This is a genomic window from Kitasatospora sp. NPDC127067 (assembly GCF_042724755.1).
GTDB classification, from domain to species: Bacteria; Actinomycetota; Actinomycetes; order Streptomycetales; family Streptomycetaceae; genus Kitasatospora; species Kitasatospora lactacystinica.
Genome location: NZ_JBHXEM010000151.1, coordinates 1 through 19,009, shown reverse-complemented (window position 1 = coordinate 19,009; position 19,009 = coordinate 1). Strand labels below are relative to the sequence as shown.

Annotated in this window: 18 protein-coding genes and 1 tRNA gene; 10 read left to right on the top strand and 9 right to left on the bottom strand. The window is 74.2% G+C overall.

Annotated elements, in window-relative coordinates:
- Positions 1–59: 59 nt before the first annotated feature.
- Genes ACFWJ4_RS36205 through ACFWJ4_RS36195 form a run of 3 tightly spaced genes read left to right on the top strand, consistent with a single transcriptional unit; the run spans position 60 to position 3,621 of the window.
- Positions 60–593 carry a PadR family transcriptional regulator gene (locus tag ACFWJ4_RS36205; RefSeq protein WP_359915136.1) on the top strand — a complete coding sequence of 178 codons (534 nt, stop codon included), beginning with the start codon at positions 60–62 and terminating at the stop codon, positions 591–593.
- Positions 590–1,276, top strand: a complete 687-nt coding sequence (locus ACFWJ4_RS36200; RefSeq protein WP_380552176.1) for an ABC transporter ATP-binding protein — start codon at positions 590–592, stop codon at positions 1,274–1,276. Before ACFWJ4_RS36205 ends, ACFWJ4_RS36200 begins: the two co-directional genes overlap by 4 nt.
- Positions 1,273–3,621 carry an FtsX-like permease family protein gene (locus ACFWJ4_RS36195; RefSeq protein ID WP_380552173.1) on the top strand — a complete coding sequence of 783 codons (2,349 nt, stop codon included), beginning with the start codon at positions 1,273–1,275 and terminating at the stop codon, positions 3,619–3,621. The genes ACFWJ4_RS36200 and ACFWJ4_RS36195 overlap by 4 nt, the downstream gene beginning before the upstream one ends.
- Positions 3,622–3,749: 128 nt before the next feature.
- On the opposite strand, the gene ACFWJ4_RS36190 is transcribed toward ACFWJ4_RS36195, so the two are convergent.
- The 4 genes from ACFWJ4_RS36190 to ACFWJ4_RS36175 form a co-directional block, all read right to left on the bottom strand.
- Positions 3,750–4,832 (bottom strand): hypothetical protein, encoded by a 1,083-nt coding sequence (locus tag ACFWJ4_RS36190; protein WP_380552166.1) that lies wholly within the window; start codon positions 4,830–4,832, stop codon positions 3,750–3,752.
- Positions 4,833–4,969: 137 nt separating this feature from the next.
- Positions 4,970–6,301: an RNA polymerase sigma factor gene (locus ACFWJ4_RS36185; RefSeq protein ID WP_380552163.1), complete on the bottom strand. Its 1,332-nt coding sequence runs from the start codon at positions 6,299–6,301 to the stop codon at positions 4,970–4,972.
- The gene (locus ACFWJ4_RS36180; RefSeq protein ID WP_380552160.1) at positions 6,274–6,693 is read right to left on the bottom strand and encodes a YciI family protein; all 420 of its coding nucleotides are present in this window, start codon (positions 6,691–6,693) and stop codon (positions 6,274–6,276) included. Before ACFWJ4_RS36180 ends, ACFWJ4_RS36185 begins: the two co-directional genes overlap by 28 nt.
- A 172-nt stretch (positions 6,694–6,865) precedes the next feature.
- Entirely contained in the window at positions 6,866–8,359 is a 1,494-nt protein-coding gene (locus tag ACFWJ4_RS36175; RefSeq protein WP_380552157.1) for an SDR family oxidoreductase, read from the bottom strand.
- 359 nt (positions 8,360–8,718) lie between these two features.
- Here ACFWJ4_RS36175 and ACFWJ4_RS36170 point away from each other — a divergent pair, with 359 nt between their 5' ends.
- Positions 8,719–9,459, top strand: coding sequence for a DUF4232 domain-containing protein (locus tag ACFWJ4_RS36170; RefSeq protein WP_380552154.1), 741 nt, complete (start codon positions 8,719–8,721; stop codon positions 9,457–9,459).
- A 261-nt stretch (positions 9,460–9,720) separates the two neighbouring features.
- Complete coding sequence (locus tag ACFWJ4_RS36165; protein ID WP_380552151.1) at positions 9,721–10,380, top strand: polysaccharide deacetylase family protein; 660 nt, start codon at positions 9,721–9,723, stop codon at positions 10,378–10,380.
- Positions 10,381–10,387: 7 nt separating this feature from the next.
- Here ACFWJ4_RS36165 and ACFWJ4_RS36160 read toward each other — a convergent pair whose 3' ends face one another.
- Positions 10,388–11,098, bottom strand: coding sequence for a hypothetical protein (locus tag ACFWJ4_RS36160; RefSeq protein WP_380552148.1), 711 nt, complete (start codon positions 11,096–11,098; stop codon positions 10,388–10,390).
- 308 nt (positions 11,099–11,406) lie between these two features.
- Here ACFWJ4_RS36160 and ACFWJ4_RS36155 point away from each other — a divergent pair.
- A tRNA-Cys gene (locus tag ACFWJ4_RS36155) sits at positions 11,407–11,477 on the top strand.
- A gap of 285 nt (positions 11,478–11,762) precedes the next feature.
- A complete protein-coding gene (locus ACFWJ4_RS36150) occupies positions 11,763–12,017 on the top strand; it encodes a hypothetical protein (protein WP_380552145.1) in 255 nt (84 codons plus the stop codon).
- Between the two features lie 305 nt (positions 12,018–12,322).
- On the opposite strand, the gene ACFWJ4_RS36145 is transcribed toward ACFWJ4_RS36150, so the two are convergent.
- Positions 12,323–13,810, bottom strand: a complete 1,488-nt coding sequence (locus tag ACFWJ4_RS36145; protein WP_380552143.1) for a purine-cytosine permease family protein — start codon at positions 13,808–13,810, stop codon at positions 12,323–12,325.
- Between the two features lie 287 nt (positions 13,811–14,097).
- On the opposite strand from ACFWJ4_RS36145, the gene ACFWJ4_RS36140 reads away from it, so the two are divergent.
- Both ACFWJ4_RS36140 and ACFWJ4_RS36135 read left to right on the top strand, forming a co-directional pair.
- Positions 14,098–14,310: a hypothetical protein gene (locus ACFWJ4_RS36140; RefSeq protein WP_380552140.1), complete on the top strand. Its 213-nt coding sequence runs from the start codon at positions 14,098–14,100 to the stop codon at positions 14,308–14,310.
- 205 nt (positions 14,311–14,515) lie between these two features.
- Complete coding sequence (locus ACFWJ4_RS36135; protein WP_380552137.1) at positions 14,516–14,902, top strand: hypothetical protein; 387 nt, start codon at positions 14,516–14,518, stop codon at positions 14,900–14,902.
- A gap of 40 nt (positions 14,903–14,942) precedes the next feature.
- Here the strand turns inward: ACFWJ4_RS36135 and ACFWJ4_RS36130 are convergent, their stop codons facing one another.
- Complete coding sequence (locus ACFWJ4_RS36130) at positions 14,943–15,605, bottom strand: DUF4241 domain-containing protein (protein WP_380552134.1); 663 nt, start codon at positions 15,603–15,605, stop codon at positions 14,943–14,945.
- 272 nt (positions 15,606–15,877) lie between these two features.
- Positions 15,878–16,471 carry a transglutaminase family protein gene (locus ACFWJ4_RS36125; RefSeq protein ID WP_380552131.1) on the bottom strand — a complete coding sequence of 198 codons (594 nt, stop codon included), beginning with the start codon at positions 16,469–16,471 and terminating at the stop codon, positions 15,878–15,880.
- A gap of 168 nt (positions 16,472–16,639) precedes the next feature.
- On the opposite strand from ACFWJ4_RS36125, the gene ACFWJ4_RS36120 reads away from it, so the two are divergent.
- Positions 16,640–17,137 (top strand): hypothetical protein, encoded by a 498-nt coding sequence (locus ACFWJ4_RS36120; RefSeq protein WP_380552128.1) that lies wholly within the window; start codon positions 16,640–16,642, stop codon positions 17,135–17,137.
- 25 nt (positions 17,138–17,162) lie between these two features.
- On the opposite strand, the gene ACFWJ4_RS36115 is transcribed toward ACFWJ4_RS36120, so the two are convergent.
- Complete coding sequence (locus ACFWJ4_RS36115) at positions 17,163–18,593, bottom strand: RICIN domain-containing protein (protein WP_380552125.1); 1,431 nt, start codon at positions 18,591–18,593, stop codon at positions 17,163–17,165.
- Positions 18,594–19,009 lie beyond the last annotated feature (416 nt).

Genomic DNA, 19,009 nt, shown 5'->3' with positions numbered 1-19,009 from the left:
GCGCCGGGGCCCGCCTCGCTATACACACCATGTATACATGGTGTGTATAGTCCTTGATCATGTCACTCGGACAGATGCTCCTCGGGTTCCTGGAAGCCCAGCCCCGCCACGGATACGACATCAAACGCCTCTACGACGAGCACTTCGGGCGCGACCGCTCCCTGCACTACGGGCAGGTGTACGCGACGCTCTCCCGGCTGCTGAAGAACGGCCTGGTCGTCGTGGAGGGCGTGGAGGCCGGCGGCGGCCCGGACCGCAAGCGGTACGCGATCACCGACGCCGGAGTCACCGACCTCGCCGACTGGCTCAACCAGCCGGAGGACCCGCAGCCGTACCTGCAGAGCACCCTCTACCACAAGGTCGTGCTCGCCATCCTGACCGGACGCTCCGCCGCCGACGTCCTGGACACCCAGCGGGCCGAACACCTGCGGACCATGCGCGAACTGACCCGCCGCAAGCTCGCCGGCGACCTCGCCGACGAACTGATCTGCGACCACGCGCTGTTCCACCTGGAGGCCGACCTGCGCTGGCTGGAACTGACCGCCGCCCGCCTCGACGACCTCACCGCCCGCCTCACGGAGACCCCACGTTGACCAGCGCCGGACCCCTGCTCACCGCCCAGGACCTGCACAAGTCCTTCGGCCTCACCCCGGCCCTCGCCGGCGCCTCGCTCACCGTCGCCGCCGGCGAACTCGTCGCCGTCATGGGCCCCTCCGGCTCGGGGAAGTCCACCCTGCTGCACTGCCTCGCCGGCATCACCCGCCCCGACCGCGGCACCATCGGCTACCAGGGCCGTGACCTCACCACCTGCACCGACGCCGAGCTCAGCGCCCTGCGGCGCACCGAGTTCGGCTTCCTGTTCCAGTTCGGCCAGCTCGTCCCGGAACTCTCCTGCCTGGAGAACGTCGCACTGCCGCTGCGCCTGAACGGCATGCGCCGCAAGGCCGCCGAGGCCCGCGCCGGCGAGTGGCTGGAACGACTGGAGGTCGCCGACGTCGCCGCCAAACGCCCCGGCGAGGTGTCCGGCGGCCAGGGCCAGCGGGTGGGGGCCGCCCGCGCCCTGATCACCGGCCCCAAGGCGGTGTTCGCCGACGAGCCGACCGGCGCCCTCGACACCCTCAACGGCGAACGCGTCATGAAGCTGCTGACCCTCGCCGCGCGCGAGTCCGGCGCGGCCGTCGTCCTGGTCACCCACGAGACGCGGGTCGCCGCCTACGCGGACCGCGAGGTCGTCGTCCGCGACGGCCGCACCCGAGACCTGGCGGGCGCCCGGTGAGCGCCGCCGACCCGAAGGTCCGCCGGCCCGCCCTGGACCAGCTCGCCCTCGGCGCCCGACTGGCCGTCACCAGCGGACAGGACGGCTGGGGCCGACTGCTGCTCACCGCCTGCGGCGTCGGCCTGGGAGTGGCCCTGCTGCTCTTCACCGCCTCCTTCCCCGGCATCGTGCACCACCGCGACCAGCGCCTGTACACGCAGAACGACACCTTCCAGGACGAGGACCTGCCCACCCCCGGCGACCGGACGGTCCTCGTGGCCGTCGCCGACACCACCTTCCACGGCACGCCCGTCCGCGGCCGGATCGTCCAGCCCGAGGGCCCGAACGCGGCGCTGCCGCCCGGGGTGGCCGCCTACCCGAAGCCCGGCGAGATGGCCGTCTCCCCGGCCCTGGCCGACCTGCTGAAGGACCCCGCCAACCAGCTGCTGCGCGAGCGCCTGCCCCACCCCGTGGTCGGCACCATCGGCCCGGCCGGGCTGCTCGGACCCGGCCAGGCCGACTTCGTGCTCGGCGGCGACCGCCTCTCGGTGGACACCGGCGCCGTCCGGATCACCGAGTTCGGCCACTTCTCACCGCCCAAATCCATGGACCCGAAGCTGATCCTGCTCAACGCCGTGGGCCTGACGGTGATGCTGGCCCCGGTCGGGGTCTTCCTCGCCGCCGCCGCGCGCTTCGGCGGCGAACGGCGCGACCGCCGGCTCGCCGCCCTGCGGCTCGGCGGCGCGGACCGCCGGATGACCGCCCGGATCGCCGCCGGGGAGTCCCTGGTGGGCGCGGTGCTGGGCCTGGCCGCCGGCGCGGCGCTCTTCCTGATCGGCCGACAGGCGATCGGACGGATCCGGCTCGCCGGATTCAGCTTCTACCCCGAGGACGTCGCACCGCAGCCCGCCGTCGCCGCCGCGATCGCCGTGGTCGTGCCGCTCCTGGGCATCGGCGTCACCCTGCTCGCGATGCGCCGGGCGACCGTCGACCCGCTCGGCGTGGTCCGCCGCTCCGGCCCCGGCCGGCGCCGGATCGGATGGCGCCTGATGCTGCCGCTGGCCGGCCTGGCCCTGACGGTGTTCGCCCTCGCACTCTTCGACCCGGTGAACGGCACGCGCGGATCGCTCCTCGTGGCGGCCGGCGTGATGCTGACGCTGATCGGCGTCTGCACCCTCCTGCCGTGGCTGGTGGAGGCCGTCACCCGACGGGCCGGCGGCGGCGGCCTGTCCTGGCAACTGGCCACCCGCCGCCTGCAGTTGGGCTCGGGACCGGCCGCCGCGGCGGTCAGCGGCGTCGTGGTGGCGATCGCCGGCGCGATCGCCCTTCAGACGCTCTTCCTCGGCATCAGGACACAGTACGAGGGCATCACCCGGGACGTGCCCGCCGCCGGGCCGTACCAGCAGTCGGTGTCCTTCCCCGGCGGCGCGCCCACCGCCGACGGCATCGCCGAACGCCTGGCGCACAGCGCCGGGGTCAAGGCCACCGCGGCGTACACCGAGTTCTCCCTGGAGAGCGGGACGGCCAGGTCCTGGCAGCTGCCCTCGGTCCGGATCGCCTCCTGCACGGTGCTGCGAGGCTTCGCGACCCTGCCCGACTGCAAGGACGGCGACGCCTTCGCGGTCCAGGGCCCGGCCGGGCGGCCGGGCGCCGAACCGGTCCGGCCCGGGACGACCGTCCACGCCGCCTACTTCCGGGGCGCCGGCGAGCCGGCCCCCTTCCCGCTGCCCGCCGTGACGGCCACCGTCACCGCCGTCGAGGGCGCGGACCCCAACGGGCGGCTCGGATCCGGCCTGCTGCTGCTCACCCCCGCCGCCGTGCCGGCCGAGGCGCTGCGCGGACAGCCGGCGACCGTCCTGGTGTCGCTCGCCGACGGCCTGACGGACCCCGAGGAGCAGCTGACCACCGCCGTGATGGCGATCGACCCGCAGGCCCGCACCGGGTTCCCGCTCGACAACACGCCCGACCCCACCTACCTCGCGGTCAAGCGCCTGCTGACGGCGGGATCGGCGATCACCCTCCTGCTGGTCTCCCTCAGCCTGCTGGTCGGCCAACTGGAGCGCTTCCGGGAACAGCGCCGCGTGCTCGGCGTGCTGAACGCCGTCGGCACCCGCCGCCGCGTCCTGGGCCTGTCGGTGCTCTGGCAGACGCTGCTCCCGATGGCCCTGGGCCTGGTGCTGGCGGCCGTCGGCGGCCTGCTGATGGGGACGGTGCTGCAGTACGCGGCGGGCGTCCCGTGGAACGTGGACTGGGGCTCGATGCTGGCCATGTCGGGAATCGCGGCCGGCGCGGTCCTCCTCACCACCGCCCTCGGACTGCCGCAACTCCTGCGGCTGATGCGGCCCGACGCGCTGCGCTACGAGTAGCCCGGATCCCGCGCGGCGCCCCGACGCACCCCGGCCGGTCCCCGCGAGGGGCCGTCTCCCGCGCCGGGGCGGGAGACGGCGGCACGGGAGAAGGCCGGGGAGGCGGCCCGGGAGGCGGCCCGGGACGGTCAGCCGCCGACGGCCGATCCGTCCGCGACGGGCCGCCAGGGGGAGAGGTCGACGGCGCTCTGGACGTAGCCGGCCCGGTCCCAACTGCCGTTCGCGTGACGGATGGTGTGGTAGAGCGAGCCGCTGTTGGCGCAGGTCTCGAAGAGCAGCTGCAGCTCGTTGTTCACATTGGCGCCGTCGGCGCCGCACACGTAGAAGGGCTGGGTGAGGATCTGCTGGCCGATGGGCCCCCAGCCGGCCCAGTTCCCGTCGGAGTTGCGGATCGTGTGGTAGACGGCGATCTGGCTGTTGTTCACCACGGCGACCTGCAGCGCGCCGTTGATGCCCACCGCGACCACGTCGTGCGGCCAGCCCCAGGGGGAGGGGGTCCCGGCCGCGCCCATGATGTTGCCCCAGCCGGCCCAGGTGCCGTCCGCGTGCCGGATGGTGTGGAGCACGCTGCCGTCGTTCCACATGGTGGCCACGATGTGCAGTTCGCCGTTCACCTCGGCCGTCGCCAGGCTGAAGTACTTGTCCGAGCCGAGTCCCGGAGGGGCGCTGATCGCTCCCCAGGGCTGCCAGCTCCCGTCCGGGTTCTCGACGGTGTGGACGAGCCGGCCCGAGGGGTCGATCGCCGCCAGCTGGACCCGGCCGTTCACCATGGCCGCGCCGGCCGTGCCCAGCTGGAAGTACTCGCTGGAGACGGGCAGTTCCGCCAGGCCCCGCATCGGGGTCGGCGCGGACCAGCTGCCGTCGGGCTGCTGCGTGGACTGGACGAACTGCACGCTCATCGGGCCGGAGCTCCGGAGCCCGAACAGCCGCAGCCGCCCGGAGTCGACGACGGTCGTCCAGTACCGGAAGCCGCCGAACTGCGGGATCTCCCTGGCGGCGTCCCAGGTGCCGTCCGGTGCCCGGCGGGTCTGGACGACCTTCCACGGATCGGCGCGCAGCATCAGGTTCAGCCCGGCCGTCGGGGCGGCGTCGCTCCCGGTCGAGCGGGGCGCGGCCCCGGCCGGCGCGGCCGTCATCACGGTGGCGAGCGCCACCGAGGCGGCCAGCATCGAAGCGACGCGTACCCGGCGTCGGCGGGTGGTCCTCAGCACGACAGAATCCCCCTGTTCAGGTGGCCCCGATCGGGCCAGGTGCTGTCATACCAGAGCCAGGAGAGCAAGGGGAAGCGGAAATTCCACCGGCCGCGGCCGCCGGCGGTGGCGGGGGAGGGCGGCCGGGCCGGCGGACGTCACCCCAGCGCGGCCGCCTTGCGCAGCAGCACCGACCGCTCGCGGGAGTTGCGGCACAGGCGGGCGGCGAGTTCCAGCTCGGCACGGGCCTCGGCGGCGCGGTCGAGGCGGAGCAGCAGCTCGCCGCGCACGCCGGGGAGCAGGTGCGACCCGGACAGGCGGCCGGAGGCGGCCAGGTCGTCGACGATGGACAGCGCCTCCCGCGGTCCGCCCGCCATCGCGACGGCCACCGCGCGGTTGAGGTCGACGACGGGGGAGGGGGCCACCCGGCCGAGCGCCTCGTACAGGAGCACGATGCGGTCCCAGTCGGTCTCCGGCACCGAGGGCGCCGTCGCGTGGCAGGCGGCGATCGAGGCCTGCAGACCGTACGGTCCGAGGCCCCGCCCGAGGGCGGCGGCGCGGCCGAGCGCGGCCAGACCGCGCCGGATCGCGGAGCGGTCCCACCGGCGCCGGTCCTGGTCCTCCAGGAGCACCGCCTCGCCGTCGGGCCCGGTGCGGGCCGGGAAGCGCGCGGCGGTGAGCTCGAACAGCGCGAGCTGGCCGTGCACCTCGGGCTCCCCGGGCAGCAGGGCGGCCAGGACCCGGGCCAGCCGTACGGCCTCGTAGGCGAGGTCGGGGCGCAGCAGGTGGTCGCCGGCCGTCGCCGTCGAGCCCTCCGTGAAGACCACGTACAGGACGCTCAGGACGGCGCCGAGCCGCCCCGGCCGTTCCTCGGGCGGCGGCAGCTCGAACGGCACGCGGGCGGCGGCGATCGTCTTCTTCGCCCGGGTGATGCGGGCCTGCACGGTCGGTACCGGCACGAGGAAGGCGCGGGCGATCTCCTCGCTGGACAGGCCGCCCACCACGCGCAGCGTGAGTGCCACCTTGGCCTCGGGCGACAGCACCGGGTGGCACGCGACGAACATGAGGGACAGGACGTCGTCGTCGACCCGGTCCGGGTCCCACGGCAGATCGTCGGGCGGCCCGGGCGGGCCGGCCGCGCCCGAGCCGGACTGGCCGTCGGCCAGCCGGCCGGCGAGCACGGCGTACCGCTCGTCGAGGGCCGACCTGCGGCGGAAGGCGTCGATGGCCCGCCGCCGCGCGGTCGCCAGCAGCCAGCCCACCGGGTTGGCCGGCGCACCGTCGCGCGTCCAGGTGACGAGTGCCTCCGCCAGCGCCTCCTGTGCGACGTCCTCGGCCAGCGCGAAGTCCCCGGTGTAGCGGGCCAGCGCCCCGACGATCCGTGCCGACTCGATCCGCCAGACGGCCTCGACGGCCCGCCGCGCCGACTCGGCGACCGGCGGGCCGTCGGCGGCCCCGGCTGTCACAGCTGGCCGGTCCGCTCGCGCCACGCCCGCTCCTTGACGATCCACTCGTTGTCCTGCGGGAACTCCTCGATGCCCGGCACACGGCGGACCTCGCACTTCGAGCCGGGCAGCGCCGGGAGGCGCTTGGCCCACTCGACGGCCTCCTCCTTCGAAGCGACATCGATCACGTAGAAGCCGCCGAACAGCTCCTTCGTCTCGCCGTACGGTCCGTCGGTGACCACCGGGGTCTCCCCGCCGAAGTCCACCACCACGCCCTGCGAGGGGTCGTCCAGCCCCTCGGCGGCGACGAGCACGCCCGCCCGGATCAGTTCCTCGTTGAAACGGCCCACCGTTTCGAGCATCTCCTCGAACGGCGTCTCCATCATCTTCGCGACGGACTCGTCGGTGCCCCGCATGATCAGCATGTACTTCGCCATCTCCGGCCTCCTCGTTCGGGGGTCGCCTCTCGACCCTTCCGGTCCCAGGTCGAACGGCACGGCCGCGGATCGACACGGTGGGCGGACCTGGATCATTTTCTTCGTGTTTCTTTGCGACGGGCGCCCGCGCCGCACGCCGGGGAGCCGGGGGCCCGGCCGGTGTCCGGCCGGATCAGGGCTGCCGGCGCGCGCGTTCGGTGATGTTGCGGGCCATGCCCCCGAACACCACGGTGTGGAACGGCGCGGCGGCCCACCAGTACGCGTGTCCGGCCAGGCCGTGCGGGTGGAACAGGGCCCGCTGCCGGTACCGGGTCCCGCGGTCCCCGTCCGGTGCGACGGAGAGTTCGAGCCAGGCCGGCCCGGGCAGGCGCATCTCGGCCCGCAGGCGCAGCAGCCGGCCGGGTTCGATCTCCTCGACGCGCCAGAAGTCCAGGGAGTCCCCGACCCGCAGCCGGGCCGGGTCGCGGCGGCCCCGGCGCAGTCCGACGCCGCCGACCAGGCGGTCCAGCCGGCCGCGCACGGCCCAGGCGAGCGGGAAGGAGTACCAGCCGTTGTCGCCGCCGATGCTCTCGATCACCCGCCAGACGGCGGCGGGCGGCGCGGCCACGACGCGTTCCCGGACGTCCTGGTAGAGGCTGCCGCCGGCCCAGTCGGGATCGGTGGGCAACGGGTCGCTGGGCACACCGGGCAGCGAGGCGGAGGACCAGCGGGTGGCGACGTCGGCGTCCTTGATCCGGCGCAGGGCGAGCGTGACGGCCTGGTCGAAGCCGGTCAGGCCCTCCGGCGGGTCGGGCACCCAGCGGGCGATGTCGTGCTCGCCGCAGACGACCTCGTGGCGCAGGGACTCGACGAGGGGGCGGGCGATGGAGTTCGGCACGGGGGTCACCAGGCCGACCCAGTGGCTGGAGAGGCGGGGGGTGAGGACCGGCACGGGGACGATGAGACGCCGGCGCAGCCCGGCGATGCGGGCGTAGCGCCGCATCATCTGCTCGTAGGTGAGGACGTCGGGGCCGCCGAGGTCGAAGGTGCGGTTCAGCCCGGGCGGCAGGTGGGCGGCGCCGACGAGGTAGCGCAGGACGTCCCGGACGGCGATCGGCTGGATCCGGGTGGAGACCCAGCGCGGGGTGACCATCGCGGGCAGGCGTTCGGTGAGGTGGCGCAGCATCTCGAAGGAGGCGCTGCCGGAGCCGATGATCACGGCGGCGCGCAGTTCGGCCGTGGGAACGCCGCCGGCGCGCAGGACGCGGCCCACCTCGGCGCGCGAGCGCAGGTGGGGGGAGAGGTCCGCCTCGGGCACCCCGGCGGGGACGAGGCCGCCGAGGTAGACGATCCGGGTGACGCCGGCGGCCGCCGCGGCGGCCGCGAAGGCGCGGGCGGCCTCGCGGTCGGTCGCCTCGAAGGAGGGTCCGGTGCCGAGCGAGTGGACGAGGTAGTAGGCGACGTCGATGCCGTCGAAGGCCCCGGCGAGGGTGGCGGGGCGGGTGACGTCACCGGTGGCGGTCTCCACCCGGGCCCGCCAGGGCTGGTCGCGCAGCCGCCGGGGATCGCGCACCAGGCAGCGCACTGTGTGCCCGCGGGCGAGCAGTTCGGGCACGAGCCGGCCGCCGATGTAGCCGGTCGCCCCGGTCACCAGGCAGCGCAGCGGGCCGGGCCGCAGCGGATCCATGTCGACTCCTCTCCGGAAGCAGCACCCGCGGGCTTCCGCCGGGCCGGGAAAAATCCTCCTCCGGTTCCACGTTCCCGCATCGGAAGGCCCGGCGCGCCCGCTGCCGCGCCCGCGGTCGCCCGAGCCGGGCCACGGCCGGGCCTCGGGTGGCCGGCCGCGGCCCGCCGAGCCGATCCCGGGTCGCCCGCCGAGCCGATCCCGGGCCGGCCGTCCATCCGCACGCACTTGACGGAATGTCACGATCCGATCTTCATCCTGTCCTGGTGATTGTGACGCTGTGCATGCCACCAAAAGCCGTCGACCGACCGTCCTGTGAGGTGTCCACGCAAGTCAGCACGCACCGCTATCGGGGAGCCACCATGTCCGTCCGCCACCGTCACCAGCTGCTCGCCTCCGCCGCCCTCGTCGTCGGAGCCGGCCTCGCGCTGACCGCCTGCGGGCCCGACAACACCGACGCGGCCGGCGGCCCGGGCGCCTCCGCGGCCGCCACGGTGGCCGCCACGCCCCCGACAGCGGGCGGCCCGGCCTCCGGCGCCCCCACGGCGGGCGCACCGGCCACGGGCGCGGCGACGAAGCCCGCCCCGCAGAAGCCGTCCGGCGCGAGCACCCCGGGCGGCACCAAGTCCGACGGGGGCAGTGCCGGCGCCGCCGCCCACCCGTGCGACATCAAGAACCTCTCGATCAAGGTGACGGCCCGAGCCGGGGCGGCCGGCCAGCGGGTGATCGAGGTGCGCAACACCGGCGCGAGCGCCTGCAGCCTGAGCTCCTCCCCGGGGGTCGACCTCGGCGACTCCGTCTCGCCCGACCAGAGCAAGAACGTCAAGCCGATACTCGCCAGCGGCACCGAGCGCTTCACGGTCCCGGCGGGGCAGAACGCCTACGCGGTGATCGACCTCGACCCGAGCGGCGCCACCACCGGCACCACCCCCGGCATCAACGAGATCAACGTGCTGGCCGACGACGAGGGCACCAACATGCCCCTCGCGAACACCCAGAACTTCCCGCTCGACAGCGGCGTGCGGGTGCTGAACCCCAAGATGGGCAACTACCGCTCCAGCGTGGCGGACGCCGTCGCCTCCATGACGGCCGCCCCCAAGTAGCCCCGGAACCGGCCCGCCCGCCACGGCGGCACCCGCCCCGACTCCCGCTCCGGCATCCGGGTGAAATGAAGCGGAGTCGCCTGGCGCGAATGGAAGCGGGGTCCGACGCTGCCAGAATGCAATTTCCTCGGGTCCACCTGCACAGGCGGTGCCACCGGACAGCTGGAGCGGAACATGCAAATCATTCGACCACGCAATAGTCCGGAAAGGGAGACCGGCGCAGGCGCGGGAAGCCTCCCGTGGACACTCATGTATCACTCGGTGACGTCGACGGTCGAGGACCCCTATCTGATCACCGTCGATCCCGCGCGGTTCCGCCGCCAGCTGCGCTGGCTGTCCGCCCGCGGGCTGCGCGGGGTGTCGGTGGGCGCCCTGATGCGTTCCCACCGGGACGGCACCGCGGCGGGCCTGGTCGGGCTCAGCTTCGACGACGGGTACCGCGACTTCCTGGAGGAAGCCATGCCCGCACTGGCGGAGTACGGCTTCACCGCGACGGTCTACGTGGTGGCCGGCCGGCTCGGCGGCTACAACGACTGGGACCGGCAGGGCCCGCGCAAGCCGCTGATGACGGCGGACGAGGTCCGTGAAACCGCTGCCGCCGGGGTGGAGATCGGCTCGCACGGGCTGACCCACCGGCGGCTGGCGGGCCTGGGCGCGCGGGACCTCGCCGCCCAGGTCACCGACAGCCGCCACGTGCTGGAGGACCTCACGGGCCGGGAGGTCGGCGGGTTCTGCTACCCGTACGGCTCGCTCGACGACGCCGCGGTGGAGGCGGTGGAGCAGGCCGGCTACGAGTACGGCTGCGCGGTCAGCCCCGGGCCCCACAGCGGGGTGTACGCGCTTCCCCGATGTTACGTCGGAGACCGGGACGGACCGTTGCACCTGACCGCGAAGCTGGTGCGCGACCGCTGGCGGCGCTGACGGCCGATCAGCGGCCGGCGGCGGAGGATTCCGCGGCGGGTTCCAGGCGCAGCCAGGACTCGTGCCACAGCAGGGCGCAGCGGCGGTCGCAGCCGGTGGGGGCCGGCTCGCCGCCGCAGCGCAGGCCCTGGAGGATGAACCAGCGCCCCCCGGTGGGGTGCTGCCACCAGGCCAGGGACCGGTGACGCAGCTCGGTGGCGCCGTGACGGGTGCCGGCGTGGCGCTCCATCCCCGGCTGGAAGGGGACGCCGTGCAGGCGCCCGTCGGAGCCGAGGGTCGCGTGGATCTCCGCGAGGCTGCGCACCGTCGCCCACAGGGCGACCGGCCGGGCGGCGGGGACCGGCGCGGGGGCGGGCTCCAGCCATTCGTCGCGGAACAGCAGCGCGCAGTCCATGCCGCAGCCCTGGGTCCCGTCGGCGCCGTGGCAGGTGGCGCCGGCCAGGGCGACGGTGCCCGACAGGCGCCGCACGCGGTAGTGGTCGTCGATCATGCGGCGCACGACGCGTTCGACCTGGTAGACGCCGCCGCAGAACGACCACTGGCTCCGGGTGAACCACAGGCCGCGGTGGCGGTCCTTGGCGTCCAGGGTGGCGCGCACCACGGCCTCGTCCTTCACCCGGACCCAGTCCCCCTCGGCGAAGCGGGAGGGACGGCCGGGCGCCGGAATGTCGGCGCGGCGCTCACGCAGGCCTTCGCGGGCGATCCGCGCGCGACGCACGACACCGAGCGGTGGAAGGTCGCGCAGGGGCAGACTCTTGTACTGGCACCGGTTCGTGGCGGATTCGCCACGCAGCTCCGTGATACGGGTGAACCGTGATTCCTCGACGGCCATCAATGAAATCCCATCGGGTTGGAGATATCGGCACAGGCTAGCGCAACATGACTTTCCCCGTGTCGGCCTCCGGGCCCTTTCGGCGCCATGTCGAGAGAAATAACACTAGAAGCATTAAGAGCCTTCCGGAGTGAAAATCCAGCACTTCCGGAGAGTTCCGGTTCATACGTGTGTAATGTTTCCACCGTTGTCGAGGTGGAGTGGCCGAGTGGCGAGGCGACGGTTTGCAGGACCGTTCAGACGGGTTCGATTCCTGTCTCCACCTTTTCTCCTCTCCGCCGGTGCCGGGGTGTGTCCCGCCGGTCGCCCCCGTGTCGGCCGGCGGTCCGTCAACCCACCGCAGGAACAGCCCGGCTGCCGCCCCCGACCGGACGGCAAGGCCCGGGCCGGGGGCCTCCCCGGGAGTGCTGACCCGGCATCAGCCCCGGCGGCCCCGGGCCGCCCGCCCGCCGCGCATGGCAGGCCGCCGCTCACCGGCGCGCAAGGCCCGCCGACCTGCGGTGGGAGCCCGGCGCCGACGGCGGTCCCCGACCGTGGCATGCTGCCCGGCATGACCGACAGCCCGGACACCGGAGCCCTGGACGGGATCCGATCCTTCGCCACCGCGCGCGAGCCGGCCGAGTTCCCCGCCGTCGGGGTCCAGGGGGTGCCCGGTGTCCTGCATGCCGGGGACCTGAGCCGCAGCAGGCCCCGCACCCTGTGCGGGCTCCGCTGCTTCAAGGTCTTCCTGTGCCACTTCGAGCCCGGGGACCCGGCCTCGTGCCGGAAGTGCCGGGCCCTGGTCGGGGCCGCGCCGTCCCGGTAGGGCGGGCAGGAACGCCCGCACGACCTGCTCCCGCGCGAGGCCGGTGACGGGCCGCTGCGCACGGACCTGCCCGCCGCGCCGCGCGGATCGCGATCCGGAACACCGGCCCGGGCCGAGGGCGCCGACCGCCAGGGCCTCGTCCGGCGCCTCGTCGTCCTGCCGGCGACGGCCGCGCCCGCACCGCCCCGGCGCCTGACCGCGGCACCGGCGGCATCTGCGGCACCGAAAACCGGACCGCCCGGGTGCCGACTCGGTGGAGCCGGCACCCGGGCGGTCCGGGGCGTACGGGGGTTCGCGCCGTGCGGTCAGACGGTGACCCGCTCGGTGCGCTCCGCCGGGACGTCGGCGGCCTGCTCGGCGGTGGCGGAGGCGGCGGGGGTGTTCTCCCGGGGCGCGGGGAGCACGGCCATGATCGCGCCGGAGATCACGATGGTCGCCGCCCAGGCGAGCCCGTACTTGCCGATCGGGGTGTCGGAGAACGGGCCGGCGAACCAGTCGCACTTGGTGAAGGCGAGCCCGATCAGCAGCGCGAGCACCCAGGACACCATCGCCTGCCAGCAGAAGCCGGCCTTGTACCAGTACGGGCTGTTCCTGCTGGTGTCCATCAGCGCGGCGGCGTCGTAGCGCACCGCACGCGACCGGCGGCGGAACATGTCCACCGCGTAGACGCCGATCCAGGCCGAGAAGGAGACGGCGAGCAGGATCAGGAAGGTGATGAAGGAGCCCAGGAAGCTCTTGGCGACCAGCATCAGCAGCAGGCCGCCGACCAGCGAGATCACGGCGTTGATGCTGACGGCCGTGGCGCGCGGCAGCTTCACGCCCATGGTCTGCGCGGTGAAGCCGGCCGAGTACATGGAGAGGCTGTTGATCAGCAGCATGCCCACGATCGCGGTCAGCAGGTAGGGCACGGCCAGCCAGGTCGGCAGCAGGTCGCCGAGGAAGGAGACCGGGTCCGCGGCCTGCGCCAGGCCGGGCGAGGCCACCGCCATCACGGCGCCCATCAGCACCATCGGCACCATCACCAGGCCGGCGCCGGAGACCGTCACGCCGACGATCTTCCGGCCGGAGGCGGAGTGCGGCAGGTAGCGGGCGAAGTCCGGGCCGGTGGGGACCCAGCTGATGCCGCCGGCGGCGATGGTCCCGATGCCGGCGATCATCATCGCGGTGGTGCCCGCGGGCTTGGAGAAGACCTCGCTCCAGTTCATGGTCGCGATCAGGTAGCCCAGGACCAGGACGCTGAAGACGCCGAAGAGGTACGTCGACCAGGTGTTGCAGACGTTCAGCGCCTTGCGGCCCATGCCGGAGACCAGGAAGGTGCAGGCGACGAAGGCGAACAGCGTGATGACGATCAGCGCGGTGTTGCTCTTGACGCCGAACATCAGGTCGAGGACGGTCAGCACGGCGTAGGCGCCGGTGACGGCGTTGATCGTCTCCCAGCCGAACCGGGCGACCCAGAGGATCGCGCCGGGGAAGAGGTTGCCGCGCACCCCGAAGGTGGCCCGGGAGAGCGTGGCGCCCGGGGCGCCGCCCCACTTCCCGGAGACCGACAGCACGCCGACCATGCCGAAGGAGGCGAGTGCGGCGCACGCGGCGACGACCAGGACCTGCCAGAAGTTCAACTGGTTGAACACCACCAGGGCCGCGCCCATGGTGAGGAGCAGGACGCTGATGTTCGCCGCGACCCAGGTCGGGAAGAGCTCGCGGACTCTGCCCCGGCGCTCGTGGTCCGGGACGGGTTCGATACCGCGGGTCTCTATCGCGCCGTCGACGTCGACGGTGGACAGGTTGTCCATGAGGGTGGCTCCGTGCGTGTGAAGCGGGAGAATGAAACAGGCAAATGGAACATTTATGGAACTCTTCGCGCGTAGCGCGGGAGTTCAGCCATCCTACTTTGTCCACTTCGTTACGGGTTCGGCCCAGCGGCCGAGCCCGCCCGCGCTACGGGCTGTGACGGCCGCTCCCGCACCGCCGTCCGGGCCGTCCCCGGCGCCCGCGCCCACCTCGGCGGCGCGGCTTCGGCCGCGGCCTGTTCACCGCCCGCCGGGGTCGGCAGACTGACAGCCGGGAGAGAGGAGCCGAGATGGCTGTCACGTTCGCGGGGGCCGACACCCGCCCGATCGGCACCATGACCTGCGACCACGGGTGCGGTGCCGTCTTCCACGACGGCAGGGCCGAGACCGACGGCCCGCTGATCCACCAACGGGCCGCTCTCGCGGGCTGGTTCTACCCCTGCCCCGCACCCGGCGTGCAGATCGACGTCTGCCCCGGCTGCCAGCCGTACGACGGCTACTGACCCGGTGCGGGCGGCGGAGGGATCCCGCATCGCCCGGCGCTGTGCGCCGTCCCGGGGGCGCGCGCCGATCGTGCGTACGCCCCCGGCGCCGCCCCCGGAGGCCGGAAGCGCCGGTCACCCACGCCGGCGGGCCGGATTCTCCCCCGTGCAGGGAAGTTGACCCGTTCCCCCCACATCGCGGTGCGTCGTGGTGCATGATCGCAACGTGAGCACCTGGTGGGACAAGCGCCGCAACGCCCGGCTGGCAGAACTGGCGTCCATGCTGGAGTTCTTCGGCGCCGAACCCGTCGAAGACCCCGGCGTCGGCGAACTCGCCCATGCCGCCGCAGCCCTCGCCGAGGAGTACCGCGCCAGCGACCGCGGCCAGGCCATACACCGCGCCGGCGAGCTGCTGGAACAGGCCGCCGCCGCACTGCACACCGCCGATCGCCTGCGCGGCACCCTGCTCCCCGTCGTCAACCACCACCTGCGCGGCGCCGCCGCGGCCCTGTCGCACGCCCGCGCCTGCCTGCACGCCCAGGCGATGGCGGGAACCGCCCGCCCCGGCCCGTACGAAGGGTCCGGCGCGGCCGCCTCCGGCAGCGACTACTGACATCCCTCCGTCAGCACCGCCGGTGCGGTGGCCGGACCGTTCAGTCCCACGGGCTGGTGGGCACCGGGCCGGGTGCGACGATCGCCGTGATCCCGCCGTCGCGGGCCAGGCCCTCCCAGACCTGCCCCCAGCCTTCCGGGACGCCGAAGGTCAGCAGGTCGGCCCGGTGCTCCTCGTCGCGGAGGAGCTCGAAGTGGCCCTCGCAGAGGTCCTCGGTGCCCCGTCCGGCCGCCGGACCGCGGCGGAAGGGCCCGGTCAGCGCCTGCCAGGCGGTGGCGTCGGCGAAGCAGCCCATGGCCTCCTCCGCGTCGTACCCCGCGCCGGCGGAGCGCAGCGCCGGGTCCTCGCCCACGCCGAGGGCGAGCTGCCAGGTGACCACCGGCTCGTCGCGCACGCGCAGGCGCGTCGCGGCGCACATCCGGTGCTCGGTGTAGTAGCCGTCGGCGAGGCGGGGCCAGTCGGCCCAGGAGACGTCCACCGGGTGCTCGCCGGGCGGCACGCGGACCGCGAGCTCGCGCGGCGCCCCGGTGCTCCAGGGCGAGTCCACGACCAGCCGCCCGCTCGGCAGCCGGATCGTGGTGACCTCCTGCAACTCGGCGATCTCGATCCAGCTGTACGGGGTGTGCGGATCGCCGCCGATCCGCACACCCGGGGTGAACAGCCCGTCGAGGTACTCGCGCGTCTCCTGCCCGACCTCGTTCATGCCCGCCCCTTTCCTTCTCACGTCCGTGGCACCTGCCGCCCCGGACGATACGCACCCCCACGGACAACCCCGGTGCCCCCGGGGCACCGGCGATTCAGGCCGCTGACGGGGGTGCCTACCGGCTTTCCGTGCCGCGGCCGTGGCGGCGGACCGCGAGGACGGCCGTCCCGGTGGCGGCCGCGAGAGCGAGCAACGCGGCCACGCCCCCGTAACGCCCACGGGCGAATCCCCGGACGACCGGCCGCCTGCCGCGCCTACGACGTTCGGGCGCCTCACCCGGGGCCGGGCGACGCCTCGCCCGGGAGTTCGGACGGCAGGTGGTCGTAGCCGAATCGGCCGGGCACCGCCCGGGCGAGCGCCCGGACCAGCGCGGCCGGCGGTGCGGCGAAGACCCCGGGGTGGTCGCGCTCGCCCCGCTCCGGCCGGACCGGCCAGGCCAGCCGTTCCCGGTCCAGGTCGTACCGCGCGTCGACCCCCTCCCGGTTGCCCCGGGCGTCCAGGCGGGACCAGTGGCCGTCCAGGTGCACGGCGTTGAGGGCGTGCAGCACGAACCCGCCCTCGCCGTCCTCCAGCCGCTGGTAGCACAGGCCGGTCGGCACGCCCTGCGCCCGCAGCAGCGCGGCCAGCAGGTGCGACTTGCCGTGGCAGATCGCGTTGCGCGCGGCCAGCACCTCGGAGGCGCGGAACGCCCCGCTGTACGCGCCCGCGTCCGCGGAGTGCGCCACCCGGTCGCGGACGTGGTGGTACGCCGCCTCCGGCGTAGCCAGCTCGGCGGCCAGCCGCCGCAGCTCCGGGTGCTGATGGTCGATCACCTCGTCCGCCCCGAGGTAGGCGGCGAGGTCGTCGGTCTCCGGTTGCAGGATCATGCCGTCCACGGTGCCGGGCGCACCGTCCACCGCGGGCGGAATTCCACCCCCTGGACAGGGGGCAGGGGACGGGGCCGCACTGTCCGCCTTGCCCGGGTGGCGGGGCGAACGGCAGGGTACGGGCAGCCGTGGCCCCGCCCCGCATCTCCGCTCCGGAAGGCACCCGCGATGACCGACACCACCCGCCCCGCACCCGGCCCCGCCGTCCCACCCGTCGATCCGCACGCCCAGGAGGAGCCGGACGACCGGGAGCACGGGCTGCTCGGCGACGTCCGGCACCGGGTCCGCCTCCGGGCCGCCGGGACGAGCCCGCGCGCCATCGCCCAGGCCCTCGCCGCCGCCCGGAGGATCCAGCGCACCGCCTACCGGCACACCGACGCCGGGGAGGAGGAGGCCGCCCTCCACGCGGCCACCGCCCGCGACGAATGGCAGCGCATCCACGACCACGTCGCCGCCACCGCCTCCCCGCTCTACGACCCGGACGACGACCCCGAACTCCAGCGGGCCCTGCGCCGCCGTGAGCGCCACCGACGGGAGATCGCCGCCCGCGAGGCCACCGGCCTCGACCGCCTCACCGACGGCGACCACCGGCTGTCCGCGATCACCCCACCGGCACCCTCGGCCCGGCCCTGCTGCTGCACCGGGTCGTGCCGCACCGGGTCATGAGCCGGCCGGGGCGCTACGGCGCGGGTCAGGCCGGGACGAGGTCCCACAGCTGGTCGGGGGTGCCGGCGGCGGGTGCCTGGGTGACCGCTCCTCCGGCCCGGGCGGGGGAGGTGAGGGCGAGGCCGGAGTTGGCGTTGGTGATGGTGTAGCCGCCGGTGCGGTCGCCGCGGACGCGGAAGGCCTGGTTGGGGCTGGACATCCGTGACACGTCGGCGGGGCCGACGGTGACGGCGGTGCAGTGGAACTGGATCAGGGGGGTGCCGGTGGTGGTGCTCGACCCGGTCACGTCCAGGCACTGGTCGCTGTGCACCGGGCGCAGGTTCCAGCCGCCCAGGGCGGCCCTGAAGGTGAAGGCCTGGTTGGGGTTCCCGGTGGGGGAGAAGCCGAGCAGGGGCGCCTGGTCGGCTACCGAGGAGCCGGAGACGTCGAGGTAGAGGCCGGTGGAGCGGTTCACGACGCGGTAGCGCTGGTCGAGCTTCGGGTCCTCGAAGCCGTAGGACATGGGCAGGATGTAGGAGCCCCGCCACGCCGAGTCGGCGTAGTACTGGCGCCGGTACCAGTCGGCGTAGTCCGGTTGGCAGGAGCCGCCGCGGTGGATCTCGTCGTCGTACGGGCAGTAGGCCTCGAAGACCTGCTGCTTGCGGGCCTGTGCCGCGCCGTCCAGGTTGGGGGCCGACTCCCGGGCCAGGTAGTCCCGGTAGTACGTCATGCGCGGCCAGGTCCCACCGCGACGGTTCAGGGCGCCGAGCAGCAGCCTGGTCGTCGCGACGTGGTCGGGGTGGAAGTTCCCGTCCATGGAGCTCCGCTGGTGGTCCGCCGACGGGTCCTCGGTGTTGATCACGGTCGGCCCGTAGTCGTCGATGACGCCCTGGACGAAGGCGAGGACCTGCTCGCGGCTCAGCCGCTGCTGCACCGGCGCGTCCGCGCCCGGGACGGGCCAGGCCTCCCGGCCGTCCGCGTACAGCGCCCACAGCTGGCCCTTGAACATCGTGCCGGCGTCGTTGGACGCGGCGGCGTCGGGCACGCGCAGCTCGACCGTGGAGATCCGGCCGCCCAGCGACCACGTCGTCGCCCGTACGCCCGCCGCCGAGTAGGGCGCGTGCTGCCAGTCGCCGGGGATGCCGGCGGCCGCCCGGTAGGCCGCGCGGTCGCCGGCCTCACGGCTTTCCATGTAGGCGTACTTGTCGGCGTCCGTGGGGTGCGCCGCGACGCCGTCCCGGCTGTAGTACGAGCCGACCAGGAACAGGGTCCGGACGCAGACGTCGGGGTTCGCCAGGTCGTGGATCAGGTCGGGGGTCAGGAAGAGCAGGTCGTCGTCGTGGTGGGCGACCACGTCCAGCACCCGGCCGCCCGAGCACGGTGCGGCGGGCGCCGCGCCGGCCTGCGGGGCGGCCACGGCTCCCGCTGCCAGCAGGACGGTCGACAGGACGCCGGAGACCCGGCCGGTGAATCGCACAATCTCCCCCTCGGTGCCTCGGTGCCGCGGGGCACCGGGCCGGGATGCTCCCGGCGGCACCACGCATCATCCGTCAACGCACGGACCGGCGGGGGCGCGTCTGCGGGGTGTGGCGGGGGTCTCAGTGGCGGCCGGTCGGTGGTGACCGGGTGTGACGGCGGTGGGCCCGTCAGCGATGCCGCCGGACCCCGGCCGGTGAGGGCGCTCACACACGGATGCGATGAACGACGACGGCTAGCAGTGTCCGTTTTGCCCGTCTTTTGCCATGGGGTGGGGGTGTTCGCGCAGGCGGGGAGGGGTCGAGGCGGCCGGCGCGGCGGCTCCTTGGAATCGGAGCCGGGCGCGTGGCTACGACGGCGGATCGTAGCGAGGGGGTCTTGGCGGGGGCCGATCCGGTCTGGCAACTTGGCATTCGT